The sequence below is a fragment of the Streptomyces sp. NPDC043952 genome, assembly GCF_056435325.1.
In genome coordinates, this window is record NZ_JBWKES010000039.1 from 26,431 (window position 1) to 40,441 (window position 14,011).

Sequence of the window (14,011 nt, forward strand, 5' to 3'; positions counted from 1 at the left end):
TGCCCCGGCGACGTGCGCCGGGTCACAGCGCCCCCACCGATGCGGGCCCCGGCCACCCGGCATGGCACCCTTAGACCTGCACAATCGTCAAGGTAGACACGGACACGGGTTCGAGGAGCGGTCACAGTGCAGCGCTGGCGTGGCTTGGAGGACATCCCCGAGGACTGGGGGCGCAGCGTCGTCACCATCGGTTCCTACGACGGTGTCCACCGCGGCCACCAGCTGATCATCAAGCACGCCGTCGACCGCGCCCGTGAGCTGGGCGTCCCGGCCGTCGTCGTCACCTTCGACCCGCACCCCAGCGAGGTCGTGCGCCCCGGCAGCCACCCGCCGCTGCTCGCCCCGCACCACCGCCGCTGCGAGCTGATGGCCGAACTGGGCGTCGACGCGGTGCTGATCCTCCCCTTCACCAGCGAGTTCTCCAAGCTGTCGCCCGCCGACTTCGTGGTGAAGGTCCTGGTGGACAAGCTGCACGCCAAGGCGGTCGTGGAGGGCCCGAACTTCCGCTTCGGCCACAAGGCGGCCGGCAACGTCGAGTTCCTCGCCGAACAGGGCAAGGTCTACGACTTCGAGGTCGAGGTCATCGACCTGTACGTGTCCGGCGCGGCGGGCGGCGGCCGGCCGTTCTCCTCGACCCTGACCCGGCGGCTGGTCGCCGAGGGCGATGTCGAGGGCGCCCGCGAGATCCTGGGCCGCCCGCACCGGGTGGAGGGTGTCGTGGTGCGCGGTGCCCAGCGCGGCCGTGAGCTGGGCTTCCCCACGGCCAACGTCGAGACCCTGCCGCACACCGCGATCCCCGCCGACGGCGTGTACGCCGGTTATCTGCACGCGCAGGGCGAGATCATGCCGGCCGCCATCTCGGTGGGCACGAACCCGCAGTTCGACGGCACCGAGCGCACGGTGGAGGCGTACGCCATCGACCGCGTCGGCCTCGACCTGTACGGCCTGCACGTCGCCGTCGACTTCCTCGCCTACGTCCGCGGCCAGGCGAAGTTCGACTCGCTGGAGGCGCTGCTCGAACAGATGGCGGCCGATGTGAAGCGGTGCCGGGAGATCGTGGCGGCGGAGGGCTAGCGGCGGCGGACTCTGCTACGACGACGGAGGGCGGCCGGTGCGTGGAGCACCGGCCGCCCTTTCGTCATGCCGCTACGGCCGCCGGGTTACGGCTGCTGCGGGGGCTGCGGGGGCTGCCCCTGGGGGTAGGGCTGGCCAGGGTACGGCTGGCCCGGCTGCGGGGGGTAGGGCCCTGGGACGGGTTGCCCCGGCTGGCCCGGCTGCGGCTGCCCCGGTTGCTGTTGCTGCTGGGGCGGGTAGGGCTGCTGGGGCTGCGGGGCCTGGGGCGGGTAGGGCTGGCCGGGCTGGCCGGGGTACTGCTGTCCCGGTCCCTGCGGATAGGGCTGGGGGTAGGGCTGGCCCTGGGGCGGCGTCTGCTGCTGGCCCGGCATCGGCGGGGCGGCCATCGGCGGCGGGTTGCCGTCGCTGGTCCACAGCCCGTGCGCCTGCTGGTGCCGCACGAAGTCCTCGGCGATCATCGCGGCGAGGTTGAAGTACGCCTCGCGGGTGCGCGGCCGCATCATGTCGAGGTCCACCTCGGCACCGGCGGCCAGGTGCTCGTCGAAGGGCACGACCACCACCCCGCGGGTGCGGGTCTCGAAGTGCGACACGATGTCCTCGACCTTGATCATCTTGCCGGTCTCGCGGACCCCGGAGATCACGGTCAGCGAGCGGGACACCAGGTCGGAGTACCCGTGCGCGGCCAGCCAGTCCAGCGTCGTACTGGCGCTGGACGCACCGTCCACGGACGGCGTGGAGATGATGATCAGCTGGTCGGCGAGGTCGAGCACCCCGCGCATGGCGCTGTACAGCAGACCGGTGCCGGAGTCGGTGAGGATGATCGGGTACTGGCGGCCGAGCACGTCGATCGCGCGCCGGTAGTCCTCGTCGTTGAACGTGGTCGAGACGGCCGGGTCCACGTCGTTGGCGATGATCTCCAGACCGGAGGGCGCCTGCGAGGTGAACCGGCGGATGTCCATGTACGAGTTCAGGTACGGGATCGCCTGAACCAGGTCGCGGATGGTGGCCCCGGTCTCCCGGCGCACCCGCCGGCCGAGCGTGCCGGCGTCCGGGTTGGCGTCGATGGCGAGGATCTTGTCCTGCCGCTCGGTGGCGAGGGTGGAGCCCAGCGCGGTGGTCGTGGTGGTCTTGCCCACGCCGCCCTTGAGGCTGATGACCGCGATCCGGTAGCAGGACAGCACCGGCGTACGGATCAGCTCCAACTTGCGCTGCCGCTCGGCCTCCTCCTTCTTGCCGCCCAGCTTGAACCGGGACCCGCCCGCCGCGGGCCGCCCGCTGCGCGCCTTCTGCCGGCGGTTGTTGAGCAGCCGGTCCGCGGACAGCTCCACGGCCGCGGTGTAACCCAGCGGAGCGGCACCGGGGTTGGTGGGCTGCCGCTGGTCGTGCTGGACCGCCTGCGGCCAGGCGGCCCCGGCGCGCGGGTCGACGGGGGGCTGCGGGGCCTCGGACTGGGGCTGCGGCGGGAAGCCGTAACCGCCTTGCTGGGCGGGGGCGTTGGGCGCGTTGGGCGCAGGGGGCTGGGGCGCCGGGACCGGCGGGAAGGCGTAGCCGCCGGCCTGGTTCGGCTGCGGCATCCCCTGGAGGCTCGGCTGGGCGGGCGGCATGGGCATGCCGGGGTGGTTCGGCTGCGGGGGCTGCGGGGGCTGCCCTTGCTGGTTGGGCTGCGGAGGCTGAGGGCGCTGCCCGTGCTGGTTCGGCTGCTCCCAGACCGCGGGCGCGGGCTGCGGCGCCTGCGGCTGGAACGGCGGCTGCGGCCCCTGCGCCGGACCGGGCTGCTGGGGCGCGGGCGGCTGCGGTCCCGCCTGCGGCGGCAGGGGCTGCTGCGCGGGCCACTGGTTCGCCGGGGCCGGGGCGGCGGGCTGGTACGAGGGCGGCAGCGGGGGCACACCGTTCTGCGGCGCGGGCGGCGGCGTCCAGGCGGCCGGGAAGTCCTGCGGCACCGGGGGAGCGGGCTGTCCGACGGCGTCCTGCGGGGCCGCGTCCTGGGGGGCGGCGTTCTGGGGTACGGGGTTCTGCGGGGCGGCGTCCTGCGGTGCCGCGTCCTGGGGCGCGGGGTTCTGCGGGGCCGCGTCCCGGACGCCCTCGGCGGCGCCCTCCCGCGCGGACCCTTCCCGGCCGGAGTCATCCGGTACGGGGCCGGAGTCCGCCGGCGCGGAGTCCGCGTCCACGGCGTTCGCCGCGCCACCGCCCGTCACCGCGTCGTCGCCCGGCACCGCGCCGTCGACGGCCGTGCCCCCGTCCCCGCCCGTGTTCTCTGGGTTCTCCGGCGAGGCACCGCCCTCACCCTGCCCCGCGGCCTCACCGCTCCCCGCGTCCAACTCGCCACCGGCACCGGACGCGACGCCGGAAGCGCCGTCCCCGGCACTGGTGGCCTCCGCCTCGGCCTCCACCTTGGGCTCGGACTCGGGCTCGGGCTCGCTCCGGTCCGCCGTCCCGGACTCGGCGGCAGCCTTCTGGAGCGCGGCGGCGCGCTCGGCGATCTCGGCCATCTCACGCTTCAGGGCGACGGCGGAGAACCGCATGGTCGCCCCGCTCTCCAGATCCCCGTTGCCCGTCTCGGGTTCGACGGGCGAGCCCTCGGGCTGGGCAGGCCGGCCCTGCGGCTGCTGGAGCTCGAACCCGTCGGGCAGGCCGGGCACCGGAACGGAATCGCCGAACGACCGCGCGGGCCCCACCGGAGCTTGCGGCGGCACGGGCGGCGGCATCGGCGGAGCGAACGGCGTCCCCTGCGCCGCCGTACCGACGGACGGCGCACCGACCGGCGGGGCGCCAACGGGCGGGGCGCCAACGGGCGGCGTACCGACCGGCGGTGGCACCACCCCGGCGTCCGCGCCCCCCGTGCCCCCCGCACCTCCCGACGAGGAAAACGACGGAAACCCGGACGCACCCGAGGAACCGGAGGCAGCCGCAGACCCCGAGGCCCCCGCCCCGTCGGTCCCGCCCTGCTCGGCGTATCCGCCCGCGCCGTTCACGCCTCCCGCACCCCCGATGGAACTGCCGGAGCCGGCCGTGCCGGACGCGTTCTGCGTGTACCAGGCCGGGGGAGCGTAGTCGATGGTGAACTCGCCGGTGGTCTCGACGGCCTCCGCGTCGGGCTGGTCATCGCCGGGTGTGGCCCAGCCCCCGCGCGTCCCGTCCCGATCGCTGCTCACAGTTCCTCCTGGTGTGGTCGAGCACCCTCATGCCGTGGCGGGGCGACCATGTCGTGTCGTTCGAGTCGTCCGTAGTCGTCAGGGGCAGCCCGGTCCACGGGTCCTGCCGTCACGCCTGCTCCCAGCCTAATCACCACGAGCCGCCCCCCGGCAGGCCCGCCTGCTTCTCGGCTCGCGCACACGAGGCCGGAAGGCAGGGCGAAGCCCCCGGCCCGCTCCCCGAGTTGTGGCACGAAACCGGGAGCAACCGGAAGAGAACCGGCGAACGGGAAGGGCAGGGAAAACGAACAAAACCAACAGGCAAGGGCAATTCAGTCCATGCGTCGCGGTGTGCCCAGCAACCCGGTCTCGGCGTCGGTCGGTTGGGTCAGCACATATTGCCGGTCCCGGTCGGTACACCACAGGGTGACACCGTCCGGCAGCGCGGGCAGCGACTCCACCTCGGTGCGCGTCAGCCCCATGGTGCGGCCGAGTTCGGCGGCCTCGTCCGGCGAGACCCGCTGGATACCGGCGAGCCGGGCCTGGCGCAGCAGCCGGGGCGCGACCGGGCTGAGATACGGCAGCAGGGTCAGCACCGACTGCCAGGGCCCGGACGCCACCCGGCCGCGCGGGGGCCGCATGCCGCAGTCCCGCACCACCACGACCGGCGTACCGGCCGAGGCGCCCTGCGGGGGGACGCGCCCGACGTCGTACACCGACAGTCCGTTCTGCCCGCCGCCCATGGCGTGCACCATCTGCATCCAGGCCTGCGGCCGGCCGGTCTCCACGGCCACCCGCGCCCCGGTGGCCGCCGCGCGCAGCGCCAGCACCTGCGCCGTCCACAGGCCGCCGATCAGCACCACGTCGTACGGCGTGGGCCGGTTGATGCCCAGCACGGCGGGCTGGCCCTCGGCGTCCACACCGGCCACCACACCGTCGTCGCCGATGGGCAGCGCGAGCGCGTCCAGCAGCTGGGCGGACAGCGCGTGCCGGCCGTGCCGGGGGCCGAGCAGCCCGAGTCCGTGCCGCAGCCGTTCGCCGAGGCCGCGCGGTCCGGTGCCGTCCGCCGCCTGAAGCGGGCCGGGGGAAGCCGTGGGAATCGTCGTCACCGCGCACCTCCGAGGGGCAAAGTGGCCAGCATGCCGGGCAGTTGCTCGCGGTCGAGGCGGGCCAGACCGGCACCGGCCTCGCGGGCCGCCGCCTCCAACGCCCGCCGGGCCGCGACGAGTTCGTCATCACTGCGGCCGGTCACCCGCAGGTGCCCGCACAGCGACACCTCCTGCCGGTCGCCGGGTGCGAGGGTGAGGCTGAAGGTGGTGGCCAGCGCCGGCACCGCCGTGACCTTCGCGATCAGCTGCGGCAGGGACTCGCCGCGCCCGCCGCCCAGCGGGGGCCAGCGCCGCACCCAGTAGGTGGTGTGCCGCCGGTTGTCGCAGCGCCAGCTGCGCGCGGACTCCTCCGTGCGCCGCTCCCGCGTCTCGCCGCGCCCCGCCTCCGCGGTGACCAGCGGATTGGCGCAGGCCGAGGTGGCGAGCGCGGCGATCAGCTCCTCCTCGTCGAGCACGCGGGCCCTGAAGCCCGCCCCGGTCAGCCGGCTCGCCAGATGGTCCGCGGCGCGCACGACGCACTTCTGCGCCCCGAGCAGTCCGCCCCCGCGCGCGGCCACCGCCTCCGCGCACGCCTCCGGGTCCAGCTTCAGCGCGATCCAGGTGATCCGCACGGCCGGGGCGCCGGTCTGCTCCTGCAACGGCAGGTAGTTGGCGACGGCCACCGACTGCTGCGGCAGGTGCAGCGCGGGCGCGGGCTGCGTGTGCAGCACGACCTGCGCCGACTCCAGCCGTATCCCGTCCACCTCCAACGCGTCCCGCACCAGCCCCAACGGCAACGGCTGCCGGCTCCGCTCCGCCCGCAACGCGGTCGCGTCGGCCTCCACCTGGAGCACCGCGGTGACGAAGGTGCCATCACCGACGATGCCGACGGGGCGGCGGTCGCGCCCGCCGTACGCGTACGTGCGCAGGCTCGGCTCGCATTCGAGCGCGGGCACCAGCGATGGTTCGGTGCCCGGCGGTATCGGGGTGCTCGCGGCCCGGCGCTTGCGGGCCTTCAACTCCCGCGCGGTGATCAGCCATTCGGGCAGCGACCGGCCGCGCCGCCGGACGAACGCGAGGGCTATCAGCAGTACGGCGACGATCGCGGCGGGCACCAGGGCGAACGGGCCGATGACCCACCCGACGACAAGCAGGGCCAACGCGAGTTCCGGCAGGACGAGCCGTTGCATGCGGAACGAACCGGACAGCGTCGGACAGGCACCCGGACCCGCCGGATCCGGGAGTCGCCGTTCACCGGGCGGCACCTGCCGAGCTGCCGCCGGCTGCTCACCGGCCGTCGAGGGGCCGGTTCCCCGTCCTTGCCGGCGCGTACGAGACCGCGTCCCGGAAGCCCTCAACTCATCCCCCCATTTTCCTTACAACTCCCTGCCGTGCGGCCCCTGAGCAGTGCCCTCGAGGGCCCCGGTACCCTACCCGCTCCACGGAACCGTCCAGCCACCAGGCATAGTAGGGGCTCGGTCCGACAACGGCGTGCCGGAGACGGTGGTCTTCGACCGGTATCCGCACGGCCACACGGGGAGAAGCAGGGGCAGATGGCATCTCGGCGGGATCAACTCAACGCCTACACCTTTGCGAAGCAGCGCATGCTCGCGGCGTTCGTCCAGCCCTCCTCCGACGGCTCGGAGGAAGCGGCCCCCAAGCCGCTGCGGGCGATCCTGCCCGGCACCATCGTCGGAGTGGTCGTCATGGCCGTGTTCGGCGCCTGGGGGATGTTCCGCCCGACCGCACCGCAGGGCTGGGACACTCCGGGCGAAAAGGTGATCATCGCCAGCAAGTCGACCACCCGGTACGTCGTCCTCAAGACCGACGGCAAGACCCAGCTGCACCCCGTGCTCAACATGGCGTCGGCGAAGCTTCTCCTCGCCGACGGCAAGGGCGACGTGGTCACCGTCGACGAGTCGATCCTCGACAACGGCAAGATCCCGCACGGCGTGACCATCGGCATCCCGTACGCCCCCGACCGCCTGCCCTCCAGCCAGGAGGCCGGCGCGCCCAAGCGCTGGGCCGTCTGCGAGCGTCCGAGCGCGGGCGGCAGGGCCATCCAGAAGGCGGCGTTCGTGCTCGCCGCCCGCGACAGGAAGAAGACCGAGGGCGCCCGCGAGAAACTCGCCGGCGGCGACATCATGTACGTCGCCGCCCCGGACGGGCAGCGCTACATCGTGGACGCCCACGGCACGGCGTACGCGGTCGACAAGGACGACGAGCTGCTGCTGCGCACCCTCGTCGGCGCCGGCCGGCAGCCCGAACGCGTCTCGCGGGACTGGCTCGACACCCTGCACCCCGGCGACCCGATCACCTTTCCCCGGATCGAGGGAACCGCGGGCGCGCCCGCCGGTGTCCAGGGCAGCCTGCCGGACGCCGCGAACAAGGTCGGCATGGTGCTGCGCGCTCCCAACGGCGACCGCCAGCAGTTCTACGTCGTCGAACAGGGCAAGGTCCTGCCCGTCTCCGACTTCACCGCCAGGCTGCTCCTCAACAGCAAGGCTCTCGTCGGTCTCGGTCAGGCGAGCAAGGCGCTCGACGTCAGCGCGGGCGCCTTCGTACCGGGTTCGACCGCGTTCGCGGCCGACCGCAAGTGGCCGAGCCTGGCCCCGAAGGTCGTCAACGACGCGGGCACCGCGAGCGGCAGCCGCGACACCGTCTGCAACGTCCTCGACCACGTCGCCCCCGGCAACGGCGACACGACCCTCAGCACCTGGGCCGGCAGCGACTTCCCCGCCGAACTGCCCACCGGTTCGTCGAGCGCCTACGTGACCCCCGGCTCCGGGCAGCTCTACCGCCAGTTCCAGGGCACGGACACCAAGGTCGGCGGTGTCTTCCTCGTCACCGACACGGGCCTGCGCTACGCCATGCAGTCGAACGCCGACACCGACTCCAAGGGCATCGAGTACGGCATGACGGACAAGCAGCGCAAGGAACTCCAGCAGGAGGCCCAACTGGCCCAGACCCGGCTCGGGTACGCCGGTCTCGAACCCGCCCCGATCCCGGCCCCCTGGTCGGTGTTCCTGCCCACCGGTCCGCGCCTGTCGACCACCGCGGCGAGCCAGCCGCAGGGCTCGTAGGAGGAGCCACGTGTCGTACCCGCGTCTGCTCCGTACCGCGGTGATCGCGGCCGCCACACTGTGCACCGCCGCTGTCGCTCCGGCCCCGCCGGCCGCCGCCGACTCCTTCGCCGACCAGTGCAACTTCCCGAACAAGGTGTACTCCGGGCGCCCCTGGGCCCTCCAGCGCGTGCTGCTGGACGAGCTGTGGAGCCAGTCCAAGGGCAAGGACGTGCGCGTCGCGGTCATCGACACCGGCGTGGACACCCAGAACCCTCAACTCGCCCACGCGGTGGACGCGTCGAGCGGCGCCAACTTCCTGCCGGCGAAGAACACCAAGGGCCAGAAGATCGACCGCGGCAAGGCGGACGGCACGACGGACACCGTCGGACACGGCACCCGCGTCGCGGGCATCATCGCCGCCCGGCCCATGCAGGGAACGGGATTCGTCGGTCTCGCACCCGAGGCGACCATCATTCCCATCAAGCAGAACGACGCGGAAGGTGACGGCACCGCGGCCACCCTCGCCCAGGCGATCGAGTACGCGATCAAGGTGAAGGCCCAGGTCATCAACATCTCCCAGGACACCGCGAACGCCATACAGCCGGCCGACGGCCTGCGCCGCGCGATCGACGACGCCCTGGCGCACCAGATCGTGGTGGTGGCCTCCGCGGGCAACGACGGCCTCGACGGCAACGTCAAGCTGACGTACCCGGCGTCCTATCCGGGTGTCCTGGCGGTCGCCGCCTCGGACCGCAACAACGAGCGCGCGTCCTTCTCCCAGTCCGGCGACTTCGTGGGCGTCGCCGCACCCGGCGTCGACATGATCTCCACCGTGCCCAAGGGCGGCCACTGTTCGGACAACGGCACGAGTTTCTCGGCCCCGTACGTGGCCGGTGTCGCCGCGCTCATCAAGGCGAAGCACCCCGGCTGGACGGCGCGCGAGATCGTCGCCCAGATCGAGCAGACCGCGGAGCGCTCGGTCGCCGGGCACGACATGCTGGTCGGCTGGGGCGTCGTCGACCCGGTCCGCGCCCTGACGGACGACGAGCACCCCATCGAGAAGCCAGACCCGCACGAGGGCCTCAGCCACGCCCAGGCGCCGACCCCGGCCCGGCTGGTGCTCGGCGAGACGGCCGACGAACGCAACGCCCGGCTGGCGACGTACGTGGCCGTCGGGGCGGCCGTGCTGGTGGCGGCCCTGGCGGGGGTGGCGGTGGCGATCCGTGACGCCCGCAGAAGGACGGCGGACGGCGGTCCGGGGCGGCCGGCGGCGTGAAAGATGCGTGAAGGCCGCCGGGCCGCAGCAGACTTGTCACACAAGTCAGTTGGGGGGTGTCAGTCACGTTGACTACAGTGACTGCGTTGCGAAGACGAACGCTTGGGGACCGCTGCCGCCCCGAGCAGGGGACGGAAACGGGGGTGGCGCGACGTGCGGCCTGACGACGGCACGGGCGGACTGAAGGTCGGTCTTGAGGCACTGAAGACCTTTAAGACACGTGTGGACGGGGTGCTCGACACTTTCGAGCGTTCGCCCGGCTCGGCGAAAAAAGTGGCGATGCACACGCTCGCCGCCGATTCGTTCTGCGGCCACGGCGGCTTCCCCGAGGCCACCGGTCTGCACAGCCAGTACACGCGGGTCCACGACCGCCTCGTGACACTCTCCAAGTCGCTGACGCTGCAGGTCGAGGCGATGCAGATCGCCGTGCACGGCGCGGACATCGGTTTCGCGAATCTGGACGACGACGAGCGGCGGCGGTTCCACGAGATCCGCATGGAGATCAACGAGAAGTACGGCGATGTGCGCAAGGACCAGAAGCGCGGCGGCACCGAGCAGGGCGGCGGGAACATCTGATGGGTGACCACGGCAAGAAGCCGGATCTGCATCAATTGGACCGCGCGCTGGCCGCCGACCAGTTCAAGGACGAGAAGTCGGCCCTGGACAAGCATCAGTGCGCCACGCCGAGCCTCAAGGCGCCGGGCGGCGGCTGCACGGTCAGCGACTTCGAGAACCACCAGCTGAACGACATGATCGATATGGTGCATGCCGCGAAGCCGGAGGATCTGGAGAACGCCGCCAACGGCTTCTGGGACGCACGGGACGCCATCTGGAACGCCGCCGGTGAGCTCCTGCAGAACATCGGCCGGGTCGACTGGCATGGCGAGGCGGCCAACGCGTTCCACGGCTGGGCCGGTGACCTCGTCAACAATGCTTACGACCTCGCCGAATTCGCGGATAACGTGGCCACCCAGGTGTCCGCGGCCAGCATGGGACTCGCCTCCGTACGCAGCTCCATGCCGCCCCGTGACAACCGGCCCAAGGGCATCCTGCCGGGCGAGCAGGCCAAGTTGGATCCGGGTGGCGTACAGGCCCAGATGGTCGAGAACCACCGCCAAGAGGCGATCAACCAGATGAGCCGTCTGGCGTCGTACTACGCGGTCTCGGAGGGGAACCTGCGGGGGCTGAGCGAGCCCAAGTTCGGGAAGATGCCGGACATGGGGGTGCCGATGGCCAGCGGCAAAACCCGTCACAATTCGCAGAGCGGAGGTCAGACAACTCCCGCATACCTGCCCGCAGGCGGGACGGCGCGTCAGCACTCTGTCGCATCTCCGGACGGACCGGATGGGAAGGGGGCTGACCTCGGGCCGAAGCTGCACCACGTGGTCTTGCCACCGGACCAGCATGTCCACGTGGACCCGACCCAGCACGTCGGCACCAACATCGACAGCGTCAACACCCTGCCTCCGGACACCGTGAAGCCGACGGTGCCGGTCGCGCCGCCGACCGCACCCGGTCCTGGTGGCGGTGGTGGGGGACCGATCGCCCCCTTCCCCACCGGCCCCATGGTCCCGCCCGTGGGCATGCCCGTGCCACGCGGTGGAGCGGGTGGCGTCCGGGGCCCGGTCGGGCCGTCGCGGACGGCCGTACCCGCTGTCGAGGAACCGGAGGCCGGAACCGGTGCAGGGCGCGGCCCCATCAGTGGGGTGCGGCAGTCCGTCGTTCCTGGTCAGGTGGGCGCGCGCGGTCCGGTGTCGTCAATGGGCAGGACCCCCATAGGGCAGTCCCCCATGGGCAAGGCTCCGGTGGGCCGGGGTCCGGTCGGCCGCGGCATCGTCGGCGGCACGCCCCGGACCGTGGGCGTGCCCGGCGAGCGCATCGGTGAGCCGGGCCCGACCGGGGCGGCACGCACCGGCGGTGTCATCGGTGGCCGGCCGACCACGCCCTCCGCGAAGGGCGTCAACGGCTCGCGGGTGCCGCGCGGCAAGGTCATCGGTGGCGAGCCCGCCGCGCGTGACGCCCGTGCCGTCGAGCGACCCGGCCAGCGCGGGGTGATCCGGGCGGCCGAGCCGGAGGGCGCTGAGACACAGGCCGCGGGTAGGCCCGTCGCGCCCAACGACAAGGCACCGACGGCCAGGAACGGCGCTCGTGTCTCCGACGAGCACGTGCCGGGCCGCCCAGCGGCCCGACGCTCCACACGGGACCGCGACGACAAGAAGTCGCGCCGGCGGCAGGCGCCGGAGACCGAGTAACGAGATGAAGCGAGGACGTACGAGAGGCATGTTGTCAGCGAGCACGAGACGACTGACCGCCGCGTGTGCAGCGCTCGGCGCACTGATGGCTCTGCCGGTGGGCCTGGCCCCCAGCGCGGCTGCCGCCGACGTCCAGTCGCAGCAGTGGTACCTGTCGGCGATGAAGGCCGACGAGATGTGGAAGACGAGCACGGGCAAGGGGGTCAAGGTCGCGGTCGTCGACACGGGCGTCAACCCTTCGACCCCCTCCCTTCAGGGGCAGGTGCTGGTTGATCAAGTACCGAAGTCCCTTGCATACGGGGCTACTGAGGACATCAACGGTCACGGGACGACGATGGCGGAGGAAATCGCCGGTACTGGTCGCGGTGGAGGCCTGAAAGGCCTGGCGCCGGGGGCCAAGATCGTGCCGTACCGCGTTGCGCTCGATGGGATGAGCCTTGCGCAGGAGAACAAGGCACCCGACGTGGGCAAGGTGATCAGGGCCATCGCCGACAGCGACGTCAAGATCATCAATATGTCCTTCGGTGACGACATCTCCTATGACGACGAGGAGGCAGCGATCAAATACGCCGCCTCAAAGGGCAAGTTGATGTTCGCCGCCGTCGGGAACAATGCTCAGACGTCGAACAACGCCGGATACCCGGTTTCTTATCCCTACGTCGTCGGCGTCTCTGCCATTGACAAGACCACAAGGGTCGGGAAGTTCTCGGACCACGGCTCCTCCGTCGATCTGGCGGCTCCCGGCGTGGACTTGCCCGGATGGTGTAACGCAAAGTTCCAGTCGTACTGCTCTCACATGAACGGCACCAGTGACGCCACCGCCATCGCCTCTGCCTCCGCGGCCCTCATCTGGTCCGTCCACCCCGATTGGACCGCCAATCAGGTCCTCCGCTCGCTGATCGACACCGCCGGCCGGACGTGGCCCAAGGACACCCCCAGCAACTACCTCGGCTACGGCATCGTCCGCCCCCGCAAGGTGCTGGAGAACCCGCACTACAATCCGGGCTCCGCGACGGCCGATCCGCTGGCCACGGAGAACTGGCGCGGCAAGCCGGGCACCTCGCCCTCCACGCCCGCATCCAGCTCCACCCCCCCGGCCTCCGCCAAGCCCGCCCCCGGCCGCGCGACCTCCGCGGCCGACACCAGCTCGAAGTCGTCCGGCAACACACTGACGTGGGTCGTCGGAGCCGCCGCCGCACTCGTGGTGATCGTTAGCGCGGCCTTCGCCGTGATCCGGTCGCGACGACGTGCCTGACGGTTCACAGGAAAGGCGTCACCACCCGGTGATGCGCAGTCAAGAAGAGCACAGCTCGCTCTCACGAAGGGGAGTGCCGCAATGGCCGACGGCCGTAAGTTTGTAGATGCGCACGCGCAAAGGCTTGAGCAGAACGTCATCGACCGCTACGACTCCGTCACCAAGTGCCTCGGTCGGCTCCAGGGCACAATCGACATGATCGAGACCCACTGGACGGGTCAGGGCTCCAACGCGTTCAAGACCAAGCAGCACGAGATCAACGAGCACATGGCCGCCATCGGCCGCATGCTCGAGGACTTCCTCCAGGGGATCAACCTCAACCAGAAGGAAAAGACCAAGCTCGAGGACGAGCTCCACTCGACGATCAACAAGATCGAGGTCGACGCCGGCGCGAGCACCTCCGCGCTGAACCTGTACTGACCACGATCGATCACCCGAGAAAGAGGAAGACATGACCACTCCGCACTATCAGGACCTGGCCGTCAAGTACGGTGCGTTGGACGCGCTCACCACCGAGCTGGGCAACGTGGCCAAGCAGCTCGAGGACGACCTCGGCGCGCTGAAGAAGGCAGTTCACGACGCGGCCGAGGGCTGGGGCGGCGAGGCGTACGACGCGTTCCAGCGCAAGTCCGTGAAGTGGGACCAGCACGCCAGCGGCATCCACCAGGCGCTGATGTCCATCACCCAGCGCGTGCACGCGGCCGGCGGTGACTACCGCGGCGGCGACCTCAAGGGCGCCAGCTACTTCGAGTAAGCCGAACGCCACGAGAACGGCGAGGGGTGGGCACGCGCGGGAGGTGCCCACCCCTCGTGCGTCACTCCACCCTGATCCGCCTCATGGGGTCAGTCGTTGCAAGCGACCCTGATCTC

At 71.7% G+C, this 14,011-nt stretch carries 11 protein-coding genes; 8 read left to right on the forward strand and 3 right to left on the reverse strand.

Features of this window, described 5'->3' with window-relative positions:
- Positions 1–126: 126 nt before the first annotated feature.
- A complete protein-coding gene (locus AC069R_RS29390) occupies positions 127–1,074 on the forward strand; it encodes a bifunctional riboflavin kinase/FAD synthetase (RefSeq protein WP_478769795.1) in 948 nt (315 codons plus the stop codon).
- A gap of 86 nt (positions 1,075–1,160) precedes the next feature.
- Here AC069R_RS29390 and AC069R_RS29395 read toward each other — a convergent pair whose 3' ends face one another.
- From AC069R_RS29395 to eccE, 3 genes are all read right to left on the reverse strand, one after another.
- Positions 1,161–4,226 carry an SCO5717 family growth-regulating ATPase gene (locus AC069R_RS29395; protein ID WP_478769796.1) on the reverse strand — a complete coding sequence of 1,022 codons (3,066 nt, stop codon included), beginning with the start codon at positions 4,224–4,226 and terminating at the stop codon, positions 1,161–1,163.
- Between the two features lie 311 nt (positions 4,227–4,537).
- Positions 4,538–5,305 carry a hypothetical protein gene (locus tag AC069R_RS29400; protein ID WP_397987157.1) on the reverse strand — a complete coding sequence of 256 codons (768 nt, stop codon included), beginning with the start codon at positions 5,303–5,305 and terminating at the stop codon, positions 4,538–4,540.
- Positions 5,306–5,310: 5 nt separating this feature from the next.
- Entirely contained in the window at positions 5,311–6,483 is a 1,173-nt protein-coding gene (gene eccE, locus AC069R_RS29405; RefSeq protein WP_478769797.1) for a type VII secretion protein EccE, read from the reverse strand.
- 363 nt (positions 6,484–6,846) lie between these two features.
- On the opposite strand from eccE, the gene eccB reads away from it, so the two are divergent.
- The 7 genes from eccB to AC069R_RS29440 all read left to right on the forward strand — a co-directional run bounded on the left by eccB (position 6,847) and on the right by AC069R_RS29440 (position 13,895).
- Positions 6,847–8,376, forward strand: a complete 1,530-nt coding sequence (gene eccB / locus AC069R_RS29410; protein ID WP_478769798.1) for a type VII secretion protein EccB — start codon at positions 6,847–6,849, stop codon at positions 8,374–8,376.
- 10 nt (positions 8,377–8,386) lie between these two features.
- Complete coding sequence (gene mycP / locus AC069R_RS29415) at positions 8,387–9,634, forward strand: type VII secretion-associated serine protease mycosin (protein WP_478769799.1); 1,248 nt, start codon at positions 8,387–8,389, stop codon at positions 9,632–9,634.
- A 153-nt stretch (positions 9,635–9,787) separates the two neighbouring features.
- Entirely contained in the window at positions 9,788–10,210 is a 423-nt protein-coding gene (locus tag AC069R_RS29420; protein ID WP_478769800.1) for a hypothetical protein, read from the forward strand.
- Entirely contained in the window at positions 10,210–11,886 is a 1,677-nt protein-coding gene (locus AC069R_RS29425; protein ID WP_478769801.1) for a WXG100 family type VII secretion target, read from the forward strand. Before AC069R_RS29420 ends, AC069R_RS29425 begins: the two co-directional genes overlap by 1 nt.
- A 52-nt stretch (positions 11,887–11,938) precedes the next feature.
- Entirely contained in the window at positions 11,939–13,141 is a 1,203-nt protein-coding gene (locus AC069R_RS29430) for a S8 family serine peptidase (protein ID WP_478769817.1), read from the forward strand.
- Between the two features lie 81 nt (positions 13,142–13,222).
- Complete coding sequence (locus tag AC069R_RS29435) at positions 13,223–13,561, forward strand: WXG100 family type VII secretion target (protein ID WP_478769802.1); 339 nt, start codon at positions 13,223–13,225, stop codon at positions 13,559–13,561.
- Positions 13,562–13,592: 31 nt separating this feature from the next.
- Complete coding sequence (locus AC069R_RS29440; protein WP_397983719.1) at positions 13,593–13,895, forward strand: WXG100 family type VII secretion target; 303 nt, start codon at positions 13,593–13,595, stop codon at positions 13,893–13,895.
- Positions 13,896–14,011 lie beyond the last annotated feature (116 nt).